The 19,221-nt window shown below is 66.4% G+C and carries 17 protein-coding genes and 1 pseudogene; 13 read left to right on the forward strand and 5 right to left on the reverse strand.

Annotated features, from left to right (window positions below; genetic code table 11):
* Positions 1-110 precede the first annotated feature (110 nt).
* On the reverse strand, positions 111-491 hold the full coding sequence (locus GQ464_RS13700) for a four helix bundle protein (RefSeq protein WP_166974481.1): 381 nt from the start codon (positions 489-491) through the stop codon (positions 111-113).
* 296 nt (positions 492-787) lie between these two features.
* Here GQ464_RS13700 and lptC point away from each other — a divergent pair, with 296 nt between their 5' ends.
* From lptC to lptB, 4 genes and pseudogenes are all read left to right on the forward strand, one after another.
* The gene (gene lptC, locus GQ464_RS13705) at positions 788-1,366 is read left to right on the forward strand and encodes an LPS export ABC transporter periplasmic protein LptC (protein ID WP_166974474.1); all 579 of its coding nucleotides are present in this window, start codon (positions 788-790) and stop codon (positions 1,364-1,366) included.
* Positions 1,363-2,907 (forward strand): OstA-like protein, encoded by a 1,545-nt coding sequence (locus GQ464_RS13710; RefSeq protein ID WP_166974471.1) that lies wholly within the window; start codon positions 1,363-1,365, stop codon positions 2,905-2,907. Before lptC ends, GQ464_RS13710 begins: the two co-directional genes overlap by 4 nt.
* A gap of 54 nt (positions 2,908-2,961) precedes the next feature.
* Positions 2,962-3,120, forward strand: a pseudogene (locus tag GQ464_RS19250) (tetratricopeptide repeat protein); the annotation flags it as partial.
* Between the two features lie 105 nt (positions 3,121-3,225).
* On the forward strand, positions 3,226-4,008 hold the full coding sequence (gene lptB, locus GQ464_RS13715; RefSeq protein WP_272493477.1) for an LPS export ABC transporter ATP-binding protein: 783 nt from the start codon (positions 3,226-3,228) through the stop codon (positions 4,006-4,008).
* Positions 4,009-4,103: 95 nt separating this feature from the next.
* Here lptB and GQ464_RS13720 read toward each other — a convergent pair whose 3' ends face one another.
* Positions 4,104-4,334, reverse strand: a complete 231-nt coding sequence (locus GQ464_RS13720) for a hypothetical protein (protein WP_166974466.1) — start codon at positions 4,332-4,334, stop codon at positions 4,104-4,106.
* A 258-nt stretch (positions 4,335-4,592) separates the two neighbouring features.
* Here GQ464_RS13720 and tyrS point away from each other — a divergent pair, with 258 nt between their 5' ends.
* The 9 genes from tyrS to GQ464_RS13765 all read left to right on the forward strand — a co-directional run bounded on the left by tyrS (position 4,593) and on the right by GQ464_RS13765 (position 16,533).
* Positions 4,593-5,909, forward strand: a complete 1,317-nt coding sequence (gene tyrS / locus GQ464_RS13725; RefSeq protein WP_166974463.1) for a tyrosine--tRNA ligase — start codon at positions 4,593-4,595, stop codon at positions 5,907-5,909.
* Between the two features lie 142 nt (positions 5,910-6,051).
* Positions 6,052-7,089 (forward strand): 3-deoxy-7-phosphoheptulonate synthase, encoded by a 1,038-nt coding sequence (gene aroF / locus GQ464_RS13730; protein WP_166974459.1) that lies wholly within the window; start codon positions 6,052-6,054, stop codon positions 7,087-7,089.
* Positions 7,090-7,277: 188 nt separating this feature from the next.
* Entirely contained in the window at positions 7,278-9,113 is a 1,836-nt protein-coding gene (gene glmS / locus GQ464_RS13735; RefSeq protein ID WP_166974456.1) for a glutamine--fructose-6-phosphate transaminase (isomerizing), read from the forward strand.
* Positions 9,114-9,130: 17 nt separating this feature from the next.
* Positions 9,131-10,207, forward strand: coding sequence for a peptide chain release factor 1 (gene prfA, locus GQ464_RS13740; RefSeq protein ID WP_166974453.1), 1,077 nt, complete (start codon positions 9,131-9,133; stop codon positions 10,205-10,207).
* Positions 10,208-10,350: 143 nt separating this feature from the next.
* Positions 10,351-10,704, forward strand: a complete 354-nt coding sequence (gene rpsF, locus GQ464_RS13745; protein ID WP_166974450.1) for a 30S ribosomal protein S6 — start codon at positions 10,351-10,353, stop codon at positions 10,702-10,704.
* A gap of 49 nt (positions 10,705-10,753) precedes the next feature.
* Positions 10,754-10,963, forward strand: a complete 210-nt coding sequence (rpsR, locus tag GQ464_RS13750; protein WP_166974447.1) for a 30S ribosomal protein S18 — start codon at positions 10,754-10,756, stop codon at positions 10,961-10,963.
* A 73-nt stretch (positions 10,964-11,036) separates the two neighbouring features.
* Entirely contained in the window at positions 11,037-11,498 is a 462-nt protein-coding gene (rplI, locus tag GQ464_RS13755) for a 50S ribosomal protein L9 (RefSeq protein WP_166974444.1), read from the forward strand.
* A gap of 136 nt (positions 11,499-11,634) precedes the next feature.
* On the forward strand, positions 11,635-13,695 hold the full coding sequence (locus tag GQ464_RS13760; protein WP_228350303.1) for a protein-disulfide reductase DsbD family protein: 2,061 nt from the start codon (positions 11,635-11,637) through the stop codon (positions 13,693-13,695).
* A 558-nt stretch (positions 13,696-14,253) separates the two neighbouring features.
* Positions 14,254-16,533 carry a T9SS type A sorting domain-containing protein gene (locus tag GQ464_RS13765; RefSeq protein WP_166974441.1) on the forward strand — a complete coding sequence of 760 codons (2,280 nt, stop codon included), beginning with the start codon at positions 14,254-14,256 and terminating at the stop codon, positions 16,531-16,533.
* Positions 16,534-16,552: 19 nt separating this feature from the next.
* Here GQ464_RS13765 and GQ464_RS13770 read toward each other — a convergent pair whose 3' ends face one another.
* The 3 genes from GQ464_RS13770 to GQ464_RS13780 form a co-directional block, all read right to left on the reverse strand.
* Positions 16,553-17,029 (reverse strand): hypothetical protein, encoded by a 477-nt coding sequence (locus GQ464_RS13770; protein WP_166974438.1) that lies wholly within the window; start codon positions 17,027-17,029, stop codon positions 16,553-16,555.
* Between the two features lie 71 nt (positions 17,030-17,100).
* The gene (locus GQ464_RS13775) at positions 17,101-17,484 is read right to left on the reverse strand and encodes a hypothetical protein (protein WP_166974435.1); all 384 of its coding nucleotides are present in this window, start codon (positions 17,482-17,484) and stop codon (positions 17,101-17,103) included.
* Positions 17,485-17,737: 253 nt separating this feature from the next.
* The gene (locus tag GQ464_RS13780) at positions 17,738-18,958 is read right to left on the reverse strand and encodes an RNA-guided endonuclease InsQ/TnpB family protein (protein WP_228350304.1); all 1,221 of its coding nucleotides are present in this window, start codon (positions 18,956-18,958) and stop codon (positions 17,738-17,740) included.
* Between the last annotated feature and the right edge of the window lie 263 nt (positions 18,959-19,221).

The following is a 19,221-nucleotide window of genomic DNA, read 5'->3' on the forward strand; positions in this document are numbered from 1 at the left end:
GCAGCGCAGACTGAAATGTTTATCAAAGCCGCTCGAAATCGTGACGGGCCGTGGCAAAAGAAAACGCCCCGCCGCTGGAGGCGACGGGGCGAAGCCGGAGCGTGTGCGGCTCAGAGCTGCCCGCATCGGGTACGCAAGAGGGTGATCAGGCGTTCGACCCGGTCCCTGCGGGTGGTGAGGATGCGGTGCTCGTCCGGCGAGAGGTTTTCACAGGCCCGGGCCACCTCCAGCCAGAGGGCCAGCCGGCGGCAGGCCTCGAGGGCCTCGTTCAGGTGCATGTGGAAGAGTGTGGCATCGTGCCGGTGGGTCCAGGCGTCTCCGATGGCTTCGGGAATGGCTTCGGCGTGGCGACGCAGCTGGTCGGCGATCATGTTGCGCCCTCCGCCCGGAAAGCGGCGGGTGAGCCAGAACAGGTCGGAGGCCAGATCCCAGGCCCGGCGATAGGCACGCAGGTTACGGTGTGAAGACAGCGTGGATACTAGCAGGTTCATAAGGGGGATCAAGCGGTTGAACGAACAACGGGCGTCTCATATTTAAAACACATCCTTGACCCGGATATAACCTCATGATGGAAAAAAAATTGTGATTGTTGCACGCGAGGTTCACATTCCGGAGACGGGCGCGTTCCGGCATCCCCGGGCAGCCTGGTGCGAACAGCGGTTCGCCCTGCGGCGTTGCACGAGGACCGCCCTGTTGTTCCGGGGCCGGGTGCCGGCACGTGTGAAGCTTGTTTCGGCCGTGTTCCCGTGTCCCGCATCCTTCCTCTGCAGCCTGATGGCCCGTCGTCATGAGAAGCCTTTCCCTCATAGCGCTGGTCGTGATCTGCCTGCCCGTTTTCGGCGGGATGGGCTGTGAGCGCCGGGTGCCGTCGCCGGTTTCCCCGCAGGTGCTGCAGGGGGATGTGCCGGACCGCGAGAGCTGGAACACCCGGTTTTACGTGAGCGAGGACGGGCGGCCCCGGGTGGAGATCGAGGCGGCCTACATGGCCGAGTACGAGCGGGAGGACAGCACCTATATGCTCCTGCGCGGCCTGCCCGACAGCGGGGCGGCCCGTGTGACGGTCCGTCTCTTCGATGAGCGGGGCGAGCCGTCGGCCACCCTCACCGCCGCCCGGGTGTATTATTATGACCGTGAACAACGCTTCGAGGCACACGGCGATGTGCGCGTCGTCACCCGTACGGGACGCCGGCTGGAGACCGAAGACCTGTTCTGGGATGAGCGTGAGCGCATCGTGCGCACGCCGGGCTTCGTACGGATCACGACGGAGAAAGAACAGTTGCAGGGCTACGAACTGGAGGCGGACGAGGACCTGGCCACCTACCGGCTCCGGCGCGTGACGGGAAGACGAACCGTGGAGGACGCGTGAGACGACGCACACAGCCGATACGACGGAGCGTGCGGGTGCTCCCGGTGGGCCTGGCGGCCCTGCTGTACCTCGTGCCGGTGACCGCCCGTGCCCAGGCCGCCGATACCACCGGTGCCGTGAAGGAGGTCGAACTCGTGCATGCCGATGAACTGCGCAAGACGTCGGCCGATACGCTCAACCTCATCGGCGACGTGCACCTGCGGCAGGGGGACACCGTGCTCCGCGCCCACCGCGCCATCGAGCTCATCGGGCGAGACGAATACCTCTTTCTGGGCGAGGTCTTCATCATCGAGCGGGGGGATACCCTGCAGGCCGGGCAGGTCCGCTACGACCGGCGAAGCAAAGTCGGCTATGCCACCGGGGCCGTGCGCCTCTCCGACGGCGAGGTGATCGTTCGGGCACCCTCCGGCCGCTATTTCACCGAAGAGAAGCGGGCCGTCTTCGACGACGGGGTCACGCTCGTCGACAGCGCCACCGTGCTCACGAGCCGGAGCGGCGTCTACTGGTCCGACGAGAAGCGGGCCGAGTTCGCCGGCGAGGTGAAGCTCTCCGGCGACCGCACCTACCTCGAAGCCGACTCCGTCACGTATTACCGCGAGACGGAGGTCGCCGTCGCCCGGGGCAACGTGTTCATCGAGCGCCTGGGCACGCGCGACGCCGCGGGGGCCGACTCGACCACCCGTACCTTCCTGTTTGGCGCATGGGCCTACAACGACAACCGTGCCGCCGTCAGCCGCATCCGGGGACGCCCGCTGCTGGTGCAGCTCCGGGCGGATTCCACCGGGGCCCCGGCCGACACCCTGCTCATCCGGGCCGGGCGCATGGAAGCCGTCCGGGAAGACTCGCTCCAGCGGCTCATTGCCGTCGACAGCGTGGAGATCTGGCAGCGCGACTTCGCCGCCGTCGCCGACTCGGTCGTCTACGAGCGGCGCCGGACGCCGGAGGGCATCCTTCGTGAGGAAAGCCGTCTCTTCGGCCGGCCCTCGGCGTGGTTCCAGCAGGCCCAGGCGACGGGCGACACCCTCCGGGTGACGGGGCGCGAGGACGCCGTCGATACCCTCTTCATCCGGGGCCGCGCCTTCGTCACCCGGCAAGACACCACCCTCGACCGCCTCTCGCAGCTTCGCGGGCGCGCCATGACCGGCCTCTTCGAACGCGACACGCTCCGCACCCTCCTCGTCGGTCCCAACGCCGAGGCCATCCACTTTCTCCGCGACGAAGAGACCGGCCGGCCCGACGGGGCCGTTCAGGCTTCCGCCGACCGCATCGTCTTCCACCTCCGAGGCGATGGCGAGGTGCAGGACATCCGGTTCTACCGCGGCGTGCAGGGGACCTATTACGACGAGGCCCTGGTGCCGCAGCCCTTCCGGCTCGAAGGGTTCCGCTGGGAACCCGAACGGCGACCCCGGAAGGAAGGGTTGCTGTCGCCCGGGCGCCTCGAACGGCTCACGCGGTGGACCGAACGCCTGCATGCCGCCGTGCCGGTGCAGCCGCCCTCCGGCGAGGCAGGGGCCGCGCCGCGCCGGCCACCGGAACGATGAGAAGGGGAGAAGGCGTAGAGGGAGACGCAACGTTGCAACGAACGGACCGACGACATGTCTCTCGGTGAGATCGAACAGGCGCTGGCGCTGCTGAAGGCAGGCAAGCCGGCCGAGGCCGTTCCCCTGCTGGAAGGGCTCGTGCGGCGGATGCCGGCCGATGTCCTGGCGCACGTCCTGCTGGCCCAGGCCTATGAGGCCGCCGGGAAGGGGGCGCAGGCGATGGGCGTCTGGCGGCGGCTCCACGAGATCGTACCCGGCGGGGCCGTCTCGCCGGAAGAACCGCCGCTGGCGGGGAGCCGGGCCGGGCCCGAACGGACGATGCCGGAGGACCCGGCCGGGAGGCACGACGGCACGGGCAACGGCGACGTGCTGACCCTGCGCGCCGTCGACCTCGTCAAGCGATACAAGAAGCGGACCGTCGTGCAGGACGTGAGCCTGACCGTCCGCAAGGGCGAGATCGTCGGGCTGCTCGGGCCCAACGGCGCCGGCAAGACGACGACCTTCTACATGATCGTCGGCCTCGAGCGTCCGGACGGGGGGCGGGTGCTGCTCGGGGGGAAAGACATCACCCGCCTGCCAATGTATGAGCGGGCGCGCCGGGGCATCGGCTATCTAGCCCAGGAGGCGTCCGTCTTCACCCAGCTCACCGTCGAAGACAACCTGCACGCCGTGCTCGAGTACCAGCCGATGACCCGCGCCGAACGGCAGGCCCGCGTCGACGAGCTGATCGCCGAGTTCGGGCTGGAGACGGTTCGTCGCTCCCGGGGCTACATGCTCTCGGGCGGGGAACGCCGGCGCACCGAGATCGCCCGGGCCCTGGCCACCCGGCCCAGCTTCTTCCTCCTGGACGAACCCTTTGCCGGCGTGGACCCCATCGCCGTCGAAGACATCCAGTCCATCGTGGCCGGGCTGAAGGAGCGCGGCATCGGCGTGCTCATCACCGACCACAACGTGCACGAGACGCTGGCCATCACGGACCGGGCCTACCTGCTCTATGAGGGCAAGATCCTCAAACAGGGCACGGCCGAAGCCCTGGCCGCCGACCCCGAGGTGCGCAAACGCTACCTCGGCGAGAAGTTCACCCTGGAACGCTACCGTTGAGGGGAAACGCTTCGGATGAGGGCCGCCGGGAGACCACGGCCGGCAGAAAGACTTCGGGCGATCTGAGATCGCCTGTGGACGGGGCGCCGTTCGGATCACAGCACGAGGCGGGCCAGGTCCACGAGCGTCTGGTGCCCGACGCCCAGGCGCCGTGCAGCGTAGCTGAGGGCGAAGAGGCGGGCATCTTCGAGGACGCGGTCGAGGTTCGCCTGCTCGTCGGCAAGGGCTCGCTGTAGCCGTTCGAGGTAGTGCTCCGGCGTTTCGAGCCGGTCCGGCACGCGCGGGCGTGCGGGGCGTTCGGGGGGCAGAATCGGGGCGGGTTCCATAGGATCGGGGGTCTGGAGGCGGAAGGTTCAGGGGACGGCGCGAGCCGGGACGAAAGATCCGTGCGGCGCACCGGAGCACGTTACGGGCTGGACGGCGAAAGCGCAAATATGCCGTGAAACCTCCACCGGAAGGGGTTCCCGGCCTTTCCATCCATCGTCCGTTGCCGTTTTATCCGGATCCCGGACGACGGGCCGTGAATACAACGCGGACATCCGGTGCGCCGGGCATCGGCATCCTTGCAACCAGTCTGATCCGACATGGAGACGAAGACCGAACGCGCGACCGCTTCCACCGGCACCCGAACGAACCTGTATGACGAATACGCCTGGCGCGGCATGGTCTACCATGCCACCCCCGAGCTGCCCGAGGTGCTCGCGTGCGAGAAGGTGACGGCCTATATCGGATTCGACCCCACGGCGCGCAGCCTGCACGTGGGGTCGCTGTTGCCCATCATGGCGCTGGCCCGGCTGCAACGCTTCGGCCACACGCCCATCGCCGTCGTCGGCGGCGGAACGGGGCTCATCGGCGATCCCAGCGGCAAGAGCCAGGAGCGCCCGCTGCTTACGCGCGCGCAGGTGGCCGAAAACCTGGAAGGCATCCGAAACCAGCTCGCCCACTTTCTCGACTTTGATGCGGTCTCGAATCCGGCCCGCATCGTCAACAACCTGGACTGGCTCGGGGCGCTCTCGCTGGTCGACTTTCTCCGCGACGTGGGCAAGTACTTCACCGTCAACTATATGCTGGCGAAGGAGTCCGTCAAGCGCCGCATCGCCTCCGAGGACGGCATTTCGTACACCGAGTTCACCTACATGCTCCTGCAGGCGTACGACTATTACGTTCTCCACGAGCGGTACGGGTGCACGTTGCAGATGGGCGGCAGCGACCAGTGGGGCAACATTCTGGCCGGTACGGATCTGATCCGCCGCGTCGCGGGGGCAAAGGCGCATGGCCTCGTCTTCCCGCTGGTGACCACCGCCGGCGGCACCAAGTTCGGCAAGACCGAGGCCGGCACCGTCTGGCTCGATCCGGAGCTGACCTCGCCCTACCGGTTCTATCAGTTCTGGCTCAACACCGACGACCAGGACGTGGTCACCTATCTGAAGTATTTCACCTGGCTGCCCCCGGAGGAGGTCGACGCGCTGGCGACGCTCGTGGAGACGGCCCCCGAACGCCGGGAAGCCCAGCGGACGCTGGCCCGCGAGGTGACCCGCACCGTCCACGGCGAGACGGCACTGGCCCGCGCCGAACGGGCCTCGGCCGTGCTCTTCGGCGGCGAACTGGGTGACCTCTCGCTCGATGAGCTGCGCGACATCTTCGAGGACGTGCCGTCGGCCGAGCTGCCGCGCGCGGCCTTCGAAGGCGAAGGCCTGGGGGTGGTCGACCTCTTTGCCGAGAGCGGGCTCGCTTCGTCGAAGGGCGAGGCGCGGCGGCTCGTGCGCAGCGGAGGCGCCTACGTCAACAACGTTCGCGTGCCGGACGAGCAGCACCGCGTCACGCTCGAAGCGGCCGTCGAAGGGCAGGCCCTCGTGCTGCGCAAAGGACGGAAGCACTACCAGCTGGTATGGCTACGGTGACACCCCCTCGCGGGGCCGGAAACGCTTTCCGGGAAAGCTTTATGTTTTGTACATTTGTGGCGCCGCTTCCCGTGCCGTATACTCGGAGGCCGGAGGCGGGGCATCCCGGCTTCACGCCCGAAAACAAAGCAGGGAGTACCCTATGGTTGTCGTGATGGAAGTGGGGGCTTCGGAGGCCCAGATTCAGTCCGTCATCGAGCATCTGAACCGCTACGGGTTCGACGTGCACCGGTCGAGCGGGGTGCAGCAGACCGTCCTCGGCGCCATCGGGGTCAAGCCCGACTTCGACGTGCGCCACATCAAGGTGCTCGACGGTGTGGCGGATGTCTATCGCGTCACCGAACCGTACAAGTTTGCCAGCCGGGCCTGGAAGCAGGAGAACACGCGGATCGACGTCCGGGGGGTAACCATCGGCGGGGACGAGGTGGTGGTGATGGCCGGGCCGTGCTCGGTCGAGGGAGAGGAGCAGATGGAGGTGACCGCCGCGCACGTGGCCGCCCACGGTGCGACGTTCCTCCGGGGGGGCGCCTTCAAGCCGCGTTCCTCACCGTACTCGTTTCAGGGGCTGGGGGAAGAGGGCCTGCGCATCCTGCGCGGGGCCGCCGACCGGCACGGCCTGCGGGTGATCACCGAGGTGATGGAGACGGCCCAGATCGAGCTGATCTATCCCTACACGGACGTCTTTCAGATCGGGGCGCGCAACATGCAGAACTTCTCCCTGCTCAAGGAGATCGGCAAGACGGACAAGCCCGTCTTTCTCAAGCGCGGCCTCTCCGCTACGATCAGCGAGTGGCTCATGAGCGCCGAATACGTGATGTCGCAGGGGAACCCCCACGTCATCCTGTGCGAGCGGGGCATCCGCACCTTCGAGACCTACACGCGCAACACGCTCGACCTCTCGGCGGTGCCGGTGGTGAAGGCCAAGAGCCACCTGCCCATCGTCGTCGATCCGAGTCACGGGACCGGCATCCGGAACAAGGTGATCCCGATGGCCCGGGCCGCCGTGGCCGCCGGGGCGGACGGGCTCATGGTGGAGGTGCACCCGGATCCGCCCAATGCCCGCAGCGACGGGCCCCAGTCGCTCTACTTCGATCAGTTCGTCGAACTGATGCAGCAGGTCCGGCGTATTGCCGAAGCCCTCGACCGGACCGTCCGTGCGCCGGAGCGGGTCTCGGTCTGAAGCGGCGCGGGAAACGTCTCCCGGCTGTGGGCGGTCTATGGGGAGTCCGCCCGGAAAAATTGAGAAGGGAATAGTATTTGTCCCCGGCGAAGCGGCAGGTGTTGCTCCGGCAACGTGCCGGGGATATGGCTCGCCGGGCAACGGGTATGGGTATGAACAAGCATAAACAATCGAAAGGATAACGTGCCATGTGTGGAATTGTCGGGTACATCGGGCACCGGCCGGCGGCCGACGTGTTGTTGCGCGGCCTGCAACGCCTGGAATATCGCGGCTACGATTCGGCCGGGATTGCGGTGATGAACGGAACCCTCGCCGTGCACAAGAAGAAGGGTAAGGTGCAGGATCTGGCGCACCTGCTCGAAAACGTGCAGGTCGACGGGTCCCTCGGTATCGGGCATACCCGCTGGGCCACCCACGGCTTTCCGAGTGACGTCAACGCCCATCCGCACGCGAACCCCTCGGGGGATTTCGCGCTGGTGCACAACGGGATCATCGAGAACTACGCGGCGCTGCGCGAGAAGCTCGTGGCCGAGGGCCGGACGTTCCAGAGCCAGACCGACACCGAGGTGCTGGTGCACCTGATCGACCGGCTGTGGGATGGCGGTGCGATATCGCTCGAAGAGGCCGTCCGGCAGGCGTTGCAGCTGGTGGTGGGCACCTACGGCATCGCCGTGGTCTCGGCCCACGACCCGGACCTGCTGATTGCGGCCCGCAAGGGGAGCCCGCTCATCCTCGGGGTGGGCGAGGGGGAGTACTTCATCGGGTCCGACGCGGCACCGCTCGTCGAATACACCCGCCAGGTGGTGTTCCTGAACGACGGCGAGATGGTCGTCGTCCGGCGGAGCGGGTACGAGGTGCGCACCATCGACAACGTGGTGCTCAACAAGGAGGTGCACGAGCTGGAGTGGGACCTCGAGCAGATCGAGAAGGGGGGCTACGAGCACTTCATGCTCAAGGAGATCATGGAGCAGCCCGTGAGCCTGGAGAACTGCATGCGGGGACGAGTGCAGCCGGCCGAGAACACCCTCAAGCTCGGGGGCCTGATTCACGAGATGGACCGCCTCCGCGCGGCCCGGCGCATCGTCATCGCCGCCTGCGGCACGTCCTGGCATGCCGGGCTCGTCGGTGAATACCTGATCGAGTCGCTGGCCCGCATCCCGGTCGAGGTCGAGTATGCGAGCGAGTTCCGGTATCGTAACCCCATCCTGGGCGAGGGTGACGTGGTGCTCGTAATTTCGCAGAGCGGCGAGACGGCCGACACGCTGGCCGCCGTTCGCGAGGCGAAACAGCGCAAGGTGCCCGTCTATGGCATCTGCAACGTCGTCGGCTCGACCATCGCCCGGGAGACCGACGCCGGGGTCTATCTCCACGCCGGCCCCGAGATCGGCGTCGCCTCGACGAAGGCGTTCACGGCGCAGGTGACGGTGCTGGCGATGCTGGCCCTCAAACTGGCCGAGGGGCGCACGATCTCGCAGGCCGAGATGGCCCACTACCTGCAGGCCCTCGCCGCGATCCCCGACAAGGTGCGTGCGGTACTCGAGACCTGCGACCAGCCCATCCGGCAGATCGCCCAGGTCTATCGCTATGCCTCGAACTTCCTGTACCTGGGACGCGGTTACAATTTCCCCGTGGCCCTCGAAGGCGCGCTCAAGCTCAAGGAGATCTCCTACATCCACGCCGAGGGCTATCCCGCCGCCGAGATGAAGCACGGGCCGATCGCCCTGATCGACCAGTTCATGCCCGTCGTCTTCATCGCCATGAAGGACAGCACCTACGACAAGGTGGTCTCGAACATCGAGGAGGTGGTGGCGCGAAAAGGCTCCGTGATCGCCATCACGGACACGGACAACGGCGAGCTCGACAAGCTGTGCGAGTACGTCATCCGCATTCCCGCCACCGAGGAGTTTCTCTCCCCGCTGCTGACGGTGGTGCCCTTGCAGCTGCTTTCCTATCACATCGCCGTCATGCGCGGGTGCAACGTCGACCAGCCACGCAACCTGGCCAAGAGCGTCACGGTCGAGTAAGCCGGTCTGGGTGCGGTATGATCGATCTCGACAAGCTGGAACGAATCAAGGCGCGCTGGCACGAAGTGACCGCCCTCATGGCGCAGCCCGAGGTGGCGACCGATCCGGCCCGGATGGCGGCGCTGGGGCGCGAGCACGTCGAACTCCGGGAGGTCGTCGAGGCGATCGAGCGGTATGAGGCCCTGCTGCGGGAGCGGGACGACCTGCGCGGCCTGATCGAGGCCGGCGAGGATGCCGAGCTGGTTCGGATGGCCCGGGCCGAGCTGGAGGACCTGGAGGAACGGTTGCCCGAGGTGGAGGAGGACCTGCGCTTCCGGCTCATCCCGAAGGACCCGGAAGATGCCCGGAACGCCATCGTCGAGATCCGGGCCGGCACGGGCGGCGACGAGGCGGCCCTCTTCGCCGGCGACCTCTTCCGCATGTACGCGCGCTTCGCCGAACAGCGCGGCTGGAAGCTGGAGGTGCTCGACAGCTCGCCCGGCGCCGTCGGCGGGTTCAAAGAGATCATCTTCAGCCTCAGCGGGCCCGACGCCTACGGCACGATGAAGTATGAGAGCGGTGTGCACCGGGTGCAGCGCGTGCCCGTGACCGAGTCCGGCGGTCGCATCCACACCTCGGCGGCGACCGTGGCCGTGCTGCCGGAGGCGGAAGAGGTGGATGTGCAGATCAACCCGGCCGATCTCAAGATCGACGTCTACCGCTCCAGCGGGCCGGGCGGGCAGAGCGTCAATACCACCGACTCGGCCGTGCGCATCACCCACCTGCCCACCGGCCTGGTCGTCACCTGCCAGGACGAAAAGAGCCAGCACAAGAACAAGGAGAAGGCCCTGCGGGTGCTGCGGGCCCGGCTCTACGAGCAGGAACGGGCACGGCGGGAGGCCGAACGCAGCGCCGCCCGCCGGTCCATGGTCTCCACCGGCGACCGCTCCGCCAAGATCCGCACCTACAACTGGCCGCAGGGCCGCGTCACCGACCACCGCCTCGAAGGCGACGACAAGAACCACGCCCTCGAACAGGTCATCGACGGCGACCTCGACGACATCATCCGCGCCCTGCGCACCGCCGAGCACGCCGAACGCCTGGCCCGCCTCTGAAACGGCTTCGTGGATATCTTGCAAAGCCGGATACCGGGCTGGTTTCGCTGCGTTATACGGCCTAACTTATCCCGCTACGGCAATCCCTGCTCTTACCCGCAGGCGGTAAGGGCGCACCGTCCAACCATCCACAGGGAAGGCTCATGGCCAGTCGAAAGAACACGTACGAACTCACGTACATCATCAACGCCGCCATCAGCGACGACCAGATCAAGCAACTGGTTCAGCGCGTCAACAAGTACATCGAGGAGCACGGCGGCAAGATCCTCGAGGTGGACGAGTGGGGCAACCGCCGGCTCGCCTATCCGATCAACAAGAAGCGCAACGGTTACTACGTCAACCTCTACTTCGAGGCCGAAGGCGATCTGATCGGCCGCCTCGAACGCGCCCTCGAGATCGACGACAACATCCTGCGCTATCTGACCCTGCGCATGGACGCCCGGATGCTCCGTCACTACGAGGCGCGGAAAAAGGCCGCCGCCCAGGCCCAGGACTGACGACCCGCGTTGCCTTGCGAACCACCACCTTCTTTGATCGAGAGAGACCATGGCAGACAACAAGCCCCAGGACACCGAACCGGCCTACGTCGACTACAAGGACGTCGAGTTGCTCAAGCGGTATCTGAACGAGCAGGGTAAGATCCTGCCCCGGCGTATTACCGGCGTCTCGGCCCGGTTTCAGCGGCAGCTTACCCGGGCCGTCAAGCGGGCGCGGCATCTGGCCCTGATTCCGTTTGTGGCCGACGCGGTGCGCTGAGCCGCACCGGTCCCCGGTCCACCCCGGTTCACGCCGAGGCGTGCCCCGGCGCGCCTCCACAGCAGAGAGAGTCATGAAAGTTCTTTTGCTTCAAGATGTTGAAAACCTCGGCAACGAGGGCGACATCGTGACCGTCAAGGACGGTTATGGACGCAACTACCTGATCCCACGGGGACTGGCCCGCCTGGCCACGCCGAGCCTGGTCAAGGCCTGGAAGGAGGAGCGCCGGCAGGCCGCCCGCAAGCTGATGCAGCAGAAGGCGGACGCCGAGAACCTGGCCGCCCAGCTGGCCGAGATGGAGGTCGTCGTCCCGGCAAAAGTGGGTGAGGAGAACCGCATCTTCGGCACCGTCACCGCGCAGCAGGTGGCCGACGGCCTGGCGAAGCAGGGCGTGCAGGTGGATCGCCGGCGGATCACCCTGGACGAGGACATCCGCCTCATCGGCGTCTACACCGCCACGCTCAAGCTCCATCCGGAGGTGACGGCAACGGTGAAGATCCGCGTCGTGCCGGAGGAGACGGAAGCCGAGGCCTGACCCCCTCCGGCCCGTGGCAACAATTTGCAAGGGTGCTCGTTTCCGGCGTGAGACGAGCACCCTTCGTCGTTTGAGACGGGCGTAACGTTCGGGAGGGGTCCTGTTCTAACAAAGGCAAAGTGAATAGCCCTTTTTGATGATGTCAGCCGTTCGCATCCGGAAGCGGTTGCCGGCGTTGCTGCTCCTCGCCGTGTGCATGGGCGGGGGGACGGTGGCGGCGGCCCAGGAGATCGGTCGTCCGTCCGACTACGTTGCCTGGCAGGCGCGGGCCGTCCCGCAGGGGGTGGCGCCGGGGGGCCAGGTGCAGCTCCTGCTCTCGGCCCGGATTGCCGACGGCTGGAAGATGTATGCGATGGACTCGCCGCCGCCCAGCCAGGGCGTGCAGGTGCATCTGGAGGAACCGCCTCCCGGTTTCACGCTGAGCGGGGCCCTGACGCAGTCTCCCCCGGCGGAGGCCTTCGATCCCTACTTCAAAACGAACGTCCGGTTCTTCAAAGAAAAGGCCCGGTTTGCGGCCGTCTATCGCGTGGGCGGAGACGTCTCGCCCGGTACGTATGAGCTGAGCGGGCGTGCCCGGTACCAGATCTGCAACGACGAGCTCGGTGTTTGCCTGCCGCCGGCCCCGGCCCCCTTCACGGTGGCGGTGGTCGTCGATCCGGGCTGCGACCCGGCCCGTGCGGGGGCGGGCGAGTGCCCGGTGGAGATGATCATCGAGGGCGATGGGTTCGATGCGACCGGGCTGGAGGCGCCGCGCGATCTCCGCCGGGGTACGCCCGGCGTGCCCGGGGCGGCCTCGCCCGGAAACGACGTTGCGCCGACCGACCTGGAGGCGGCGACGGCCGGGGGGCTCTGGACGTTTCTCCTGCTCGCGTTCGGTGCGGGGCTGGCGGCGCTGCTCACCCCGTGCGTCTTCCCGATGATTCCGCTCACGATCTCGTACTTTACGAAACATGCGGGCCGGCGTAGCGAGGCCCTCCGTATGGCGAGCGTCTACGGCGCCTCCATCGTCCTCACGTTTACGGGGCTCGGCGTGATCATGGCCGTGGTGGTGGGAGCGGCCGGGGCGCAGACGATTGCCGCCAACCCGTGGGTCAACCTGTTCATCGCGCTGGTGCTTGTCGCCTTCGGCCTGTCGCTGCTGGGGCTCTATGAACTGCGCCTGCCCGCCGGCCTGCTCAACTACGTGAACCGGCAGAGCCATACGCGCCGCGGCTACGTGGGCGTCCTTTTCATGGGGCTGACGCTGACGCTCGTTTCCTTCTCGTGCACGGCCCCGTTCGTCGGCGGGCTGCTGGCCGCGGCTGCCGGCGGGACGTGGGTCTATCCGCTGCTCGGCATGTTTGCCTTCAGCCTGGCTTTCGCCCTGCCGTTCGTGCTGCTGGCGCTTTTCCCGAAGGCCCTGGGCGCCCTGCCCCGCTCCGGAAGCTGGATGAATGCCGTCAAAGTGACGCTGGGTTTCGTCGAGCTGGCGGCGGCCCTCAAGTTCCTCTCGAACGCCGATCTGGTGTGGGGGTGGGGGATCCTTTCCCGCCCGCTCGCCATCGCCCTCACCACCGTCCTCTTCTTCCTGGCCGGGCTCTATCTGATCGGGGTGCTCCGGCTGGCCCATGAACCGGCTCCCGAGACGGTGGGGGTGGGCCGGCTGCTGGCTGCCGTAGCCTGCTTCGGGCTGTCGCTCTACCTGCTGCCCGGCCTCTTCGGGGCCCCGCTCAACCGTCTCGATGCTTTCCTGCCGCCGCGCCAGGGTACCGACGTGAGCCTGGCGGCTGCCCTGCGCGGGCGGGCCGAACCCGGTGGAACCGGCGAGGAAGCCTGGTTCGTGAACGACCTCGAAGGAGCCCTCGCGCGGGCCCGGCGGGAAAACAAACCGGTCTTCATCGACTTTACCGGCTATACGTGCACCAATTGCCGGGAGATGGAGGCCACCGTCTTTCCTCATCCCGATGTCGCCAAACGATTCGAGCGCGACTATGTGCTGCTGCGCCTCTATACCGACGACCTGAACAGCGGCGAGCGGTGGCTCAACTACCAGCTCAGACTCACCGGCACCGTCGCCCTGCCGACCTATGCCGTTGTCGATCCCGTCTCGGAGAAGCTGCTGGTCCGCAAAAGCGGGCTCCTCAAGGTCGAGGCCTTCCTGGCCCTGCTCGAAAACGGCACGGCCCGGTTCCGCCAGATGCATCTCGCGGCCGGCTGAGCATACGGCGGCGGGGCAGGGCGCACAAAATCCCCGTGCACGATTCACGGGTGGGAGCGTCCGGGATGTGTACGAGACCGGCCGGTTGACATCGACCCGCCGTTCGGCGCTACGGTCGTACGGAGCCTGCACAAAGGACCGCTGACCTGCGCTATACGGGTTGCGCTTTCTCTGTAAACACAGGATATTGCCCGGGTCAGGTATCTATTGCCCGGTGCATGTTTTGCAGGGCGCGTTGTGAGACGGGAGCTTTGTCGCGCCTCGCACGGCGAGCTATCGTGACCATGCTGGTGAAGTCGACGTCATTTCGGGCTCGCCGCGCTGCCAGGTACCTGTATCTCTTCGGCAAAGAGACCGGAATGTTCGCCTCTTTTGCGTGCCGTTGCTTTCCGTAGAAAGATGCGCGGGTGGCACCTGCACGGGTGGGTGGGAGAGTCCGTCCGCAGTGAGACAGGCCCATCCCGTTGACAAGAGGACAGATCGATGAGCAACGCTACGGAGCATGCATGTACCGGTCGTCGATGCCGGATGAACTGGCGGCGGTTGGTTTTACCAGTGATGGGGTGGGTTCTGATGCTGGGCATCGAGGATGCCCTGGCGCAGCGGGGCATGCGGGTCGAGGAGCGGTCCGAGCCGGAACGTCCCCCCATGGTCGCCTGGATCAACGGATATAGCCCGGACCGTCCCGTCCGGGGCATCTTCTACGACATCCGTCCGGTGGCCGGGAAGGCGGTGGACCCGGCATGGGAAAACCTGACCCACGAACCCATCAGGCCATTGAAGCTGTTTCACGGCACGGCCGACCGGCAACCGCTGGCGGTGGCCCCGCCGGTGCCGGCCGGGACCGCGGTTCCGGGGGCCCGGGCTGCGGCCGCGGTCATCTCGTTCGAGACCCAGGACTACGACGACAACATCACGACGACGGGCGGTTCGGCCTTCATCCCGCCGGATCCGCATGGTGCCGCCGGCCCCGCCGATGTGGTGGTCGTCAACAACGCCTCCATCGCCTCCTACGACAAGACGACGGGCAGCGTCTCGGGGGTGGCCCTGCAGAGCCTGAAGACGTTCTTCGGCTCGGCAACCTTCACGTTCGATCCCAAAGTGGTCTACGATCACTTCGATGACCGCTTCGTGCTCGTGACGCTGGAACGGGAGGATACCGAGAGCGGAGCGGCTTCGAACGAATCCCGCATCCTGCTGGCCGCCTCGCCCGTGGGAACGCCCGCCGGCACGTGGACGGCGGTTTCCATCGACGCCAAGTTGACGATCGGCGCCGACGAGAGCTGGTGCGACTACCCCGGCCTCGCCGCCGACGAAGAAGCCGTCTACGTTACCTGCAACTACTTCACCTTTGGAAGCTCGCCCACGCACAAGGGCCAGCGCCTCTGGACCGTGGACAAGGCCAAGTTCTACGCCGGCACCCTCACCGGTTCGGATGTCTTTACGTACGACCCGGCCACGGCCGCCGGTCCGTCGTTTCACGACGTTACGATGATGCCGGCCCGGCTCCACAGCGACCCCGATCCGGGCGGCAGCACCGGCACCTGGCTCGTGGGGTACAACGGGCTTACCGGAGGTGGGACGGAGTTTTACCAGGTGATCCGTGTCGACAGCCCCCTGGGGGGCGGAAGCGCCTCCTTCACCGGCACGTTCGTCTCCCTGGGCGACGTGGATGCCACGGCGACGGGCTTTCCGAATGCTCCCCAGTCCGGTACGGCCACGCGGATCGAGACGAACGACCGTCGCCTGCTCGACGCCGTCTGGCGGGACGGTGCCCTCTGGGGAGTGACGACCCTGATCCCGACCTCGGGCGCCGATGCCGGGCACGAGACGGCCTACTTCGCCCGGATCGATACGGGCACCCTGAGCAAGACCCTCGACGGCTTCGTCGGCGGGGAGCAGCTGGGCACGGAGACCTACACCTTTTTTCCCTCCATCGACGTCAACGCCGACTGTGCGGTCATGGGGTTCGCGGCCTCGAACGCCTCGATCTTCGCCGGGGCCTATTACGTGGGGATCAACGTCGGCACCGGCGCTACGGGAAGCCCCCTGACGCTGCGGGTCGGCGACGATTACTACATCCGCACCTTCAGCGGCTCGAGTAACCGGTGGGGAGATTATACGAGCACCGTGCTCGACTTCGACGATGAAGCCAGCTTCTGGGTCTTCAACCAGTATGCCCAGGTCCGCAGCGGCGTCCCCGACGGCAACGGCCACGACGGGCGCTGGGGGCAACGTGCCGCCGAGGACGCCTGCGGAAGCGTGCTGCCCGTGGACCTGGGGGCGTTGCACGCCCTGGCCGCGGGGCAAAGCGTGACGCTCACCTGGCGTACCTTCGGTGAGACGAACAACGCCGGGTTTGAGGTCGAGATGCGCCCGGCGACCGATCCCGGTGCAGCATGGCAGGTACGTGGCTTCGTGCCGGGGGCCGGCACCACACGGGAAACCCGAACCTATACGTACCGCCTGGACGACGTTCCGCCCGGCCCCCAGGTCTTCCGGCTCAAACAGCTCGACTTCGACGGAACCTTCTCCTACAGCCCCACGGTCGAGGTGTTCGTCGACCTGCCGGACGGCTTTGCGCTCTCGGAGGCCTCTCCGAATCCGTTCAGGGGGCAAACCCGCTTTACCCTGATCGTCCGGGCGGCGCAGCACGTGACCGTGCGCGTCTTCGACGTGCTGGGTCGTGAGGTGGCGCGGCTGCATGACGGGCCGCTGGCGCCGGAGACGCCCCACGTCTTCACCTTCGACGCGACCCGCCTGCCCGGCGGGCTGTATTTCTATCGCGCCGACGGCGAGACCTTCAGCACGGTCAGGACGGTGGTGCGGGTCCGGTAGGACTTTTTCCGGGAAGAAGTCAATCGAAGAGGTAGCGGGCGCCGAGGCCGCCGCCGAGGTCGCCGTCCGTGGCGGGCAGGAGGCTCAGGCGCGGGGTGAGTTGCACGAAGAGCTCGAACCGCTCGATGAAGAGTCCGAGCCCCACCTGGCCGCTGAGACCGACGACGACCTCGTCGTCCCGGAACCGGGGCCGGTCCAGGATGCCGATGAAGGCGCCGGGGCCGAAGAAGACGTGGAACTCCCGTTCCCGCCCGAGCGGGCGCGCGTTGAGCAGGTGGACGTTGAGGAAGAAGAAGTCGTCCAGATCCCACGCGGCGAGAAAGTCGTAGGAAACGCTCCGGGAGCGATAGAGCTTGAGTGTGATGCCGCTGGGCTCGCCGATCTGGCCGCCCAGCCCGAAGGAGCCGGGGGCCGGCTGGGCGTGGGTGGCCGGGGTGCCGAGGAGGAGACAGAGGACCGGCAGGACCGGAAGGAGCCGTCGAGGGGAGCAGGACATAGGCACGTGCATCGGGTTAAATTCGAAGGAAAGGGGCGGCACACGACGCCCGGGATCGGTCCCGGGTCGCGCTACGGGGTGTTCACGCTGAGCCACGCCATGGCGTCCTCGTAGCTGGCGAACGATCGTATGTTCAACCCGCGGTTCTGGGCGCACGTCGAGAGAAAGGCGACATGGTCGAAGAACCTGCCAGCCGGCACGAGCACGGCCACCTGCCGGCGGGTGGGCAGGGCCGGGTTGGGCCAGGCCATGTGCACGGCCAGTTCGTAGGCGTCCATGACCGACAGGGCACAGTTCATCTCCCGCAGGTCCAGCAGGATCTTGAAGCGCCGGTCGTAGTCCGGCGAGCCGGTAAGCCGTTGCAGGAGCTGCTTCGAACGCGGAAGGTCCAGCGTTCCCCGGGACGTCAGCACGATCAGTTCCTGGGCTGGATAGATGAAGATCTGCGTTTCCATCGAGGCCTGTTCCCGACAGGCATGGTACCGGTTGGGGGAAGCCCGGCCCTTCAGACCGGGCGTACGGCACGAAAAGCTCTGGAGAGAGGAAGCCGGCCGGGGTGTCGCGGGGCCGGCAATCCCGGTGCGCCAGATCACATCGAAGTCCGATCCGGTTCGGCGGTTCCCGGGGTTGTTGAATGAAAAGAAAAGACGATTGAATCGGGACAGGGTCTTGACACTCCCACGGCTCTGGGCACGTGAGATTCTTGCTTCATCGACAGTCGCCTTCGCTAACCGAGGCTAGCGCCGGTCTTACACCGTCTCCACAAGCTTTGCCGAACGAAAGGACGCGTAACGCGTCCGGTTCGGCTACGGTCTGCCCGACCGCCAGAACGTTCTGTGCCGCGTTTATATCGCGGTCATGTTCCTCCCCGCAGCGAGGGCACACCCATTTCCTCACATCGAGAGGGAGGGTTTCCATTGTGTAGTTACAACCCGAGCAGGTCTTGGAAGAGGGATACCACCGGTCGATTCGCACCAGCTGCTTGCAGTACAACGCCGCCTTGTACTCCAGCATCCCGACGAACGCGCTCCAACCGGCATCGCTGATGGCCCGGGCAAGGCTGTGGTTCTTGACCATGCCCCGGACGCAGAGCGATTCGGTGTAGATGGTGTCGTACCGGCGCACGAGCCGCGTCGAAAGCTGGTGCAGGAAATCCTGCCGCTGGTTCCTGACCTTCGCGTGCAGCTTCGCCACCTTCCGGCGCTGCTTGTGCCAGTTGGCGGATCCCTTCTGTTTGCGAGCGAGCCTTTTCTGCTCCAGAGCAAGACGATCCTGTGCACGCTTGAGGTGCTTTGGCCGTGTTACACGGCCCTTATTCCCGCTACGCCAGCCATCCGACGTGACGACCACATCCTTCAAGCCGAGGTCGATACCAACGCTGCGTTTGGTTCTCGGCAGCGGCTGATAATCCACCTCAACGACGAAGCTGATGTAGTACGTCCCGTCGGGCTCCTGAACCACCGTCAAGCTCGAAGGATCGCTCGGGAGCGGGCGGCTCCACCGAATCTTGAGCGGGGTACTCATCCTGGCGAGCTTCACGACGGGCTGCCCCGGCACTCCGCTGTCTCTGAGCGAGAAGCCGCGCCGGGTGTACGTGGCGCTCTGCCGGTGCTTCTTTGCCTTGAAGCGAGGAAACCGGGCGGTGCCCCGGAAGAACGCCGTGTAGGCTTTATCGAGATGTCGAAGGACCTGCTGAAGCGGAACGCTGGAGACTTCGCGAAGCCACGCATGATCGGGTTGCCGTTTTAGCTGTGTCAGCCGGCGATCCGTCTCAGCGTAGCCGATCTTCTCGCCTCGCTCGCGGAACGCATCGCGCTTCATTGCCAGCGCCCAGTTGTAGACGTACCGAACGCACCCGAACTGCCGGGCGAGCATCTGCCGCTGCTCGGCGTTGGGATGGAAGCGGTATCGGTAACGTAGGGTGGGCATGTGGGCGTTGAATCTTTACGAGACATTCAGTGTCGTTGCGAAAGTTCCTGCTCTCAGACAGGAAGTTGTGCTTTGAGTTGAGGCGCATTCCTCCCACGTTGGGCCGCGTTACGCGGCCTTTAAAGCACGTGGGCTTCCTGCGCTCGCGGGTATCAACTCTTTATCGTGAAAAAGTGACGGTTCCGTTCCGGCCGGACGGGTCGCATCGGGACGGGGCGGCGGCACGCCTGCTCCCGGCAGGAGGGGCCGGGGATTTTTTGCGG

Origin of the sequence: Rhodocaloribacter litoris (assembly GCF_011682235.2) — a bacterium.
GTDB classification, from domain to species: Bacteria; Bacteroidota; Rhodothermia; order Rhodothermales; family ISCAR-4553; genus Rhodocaloribacter; species Rhodocaloribacter litoris.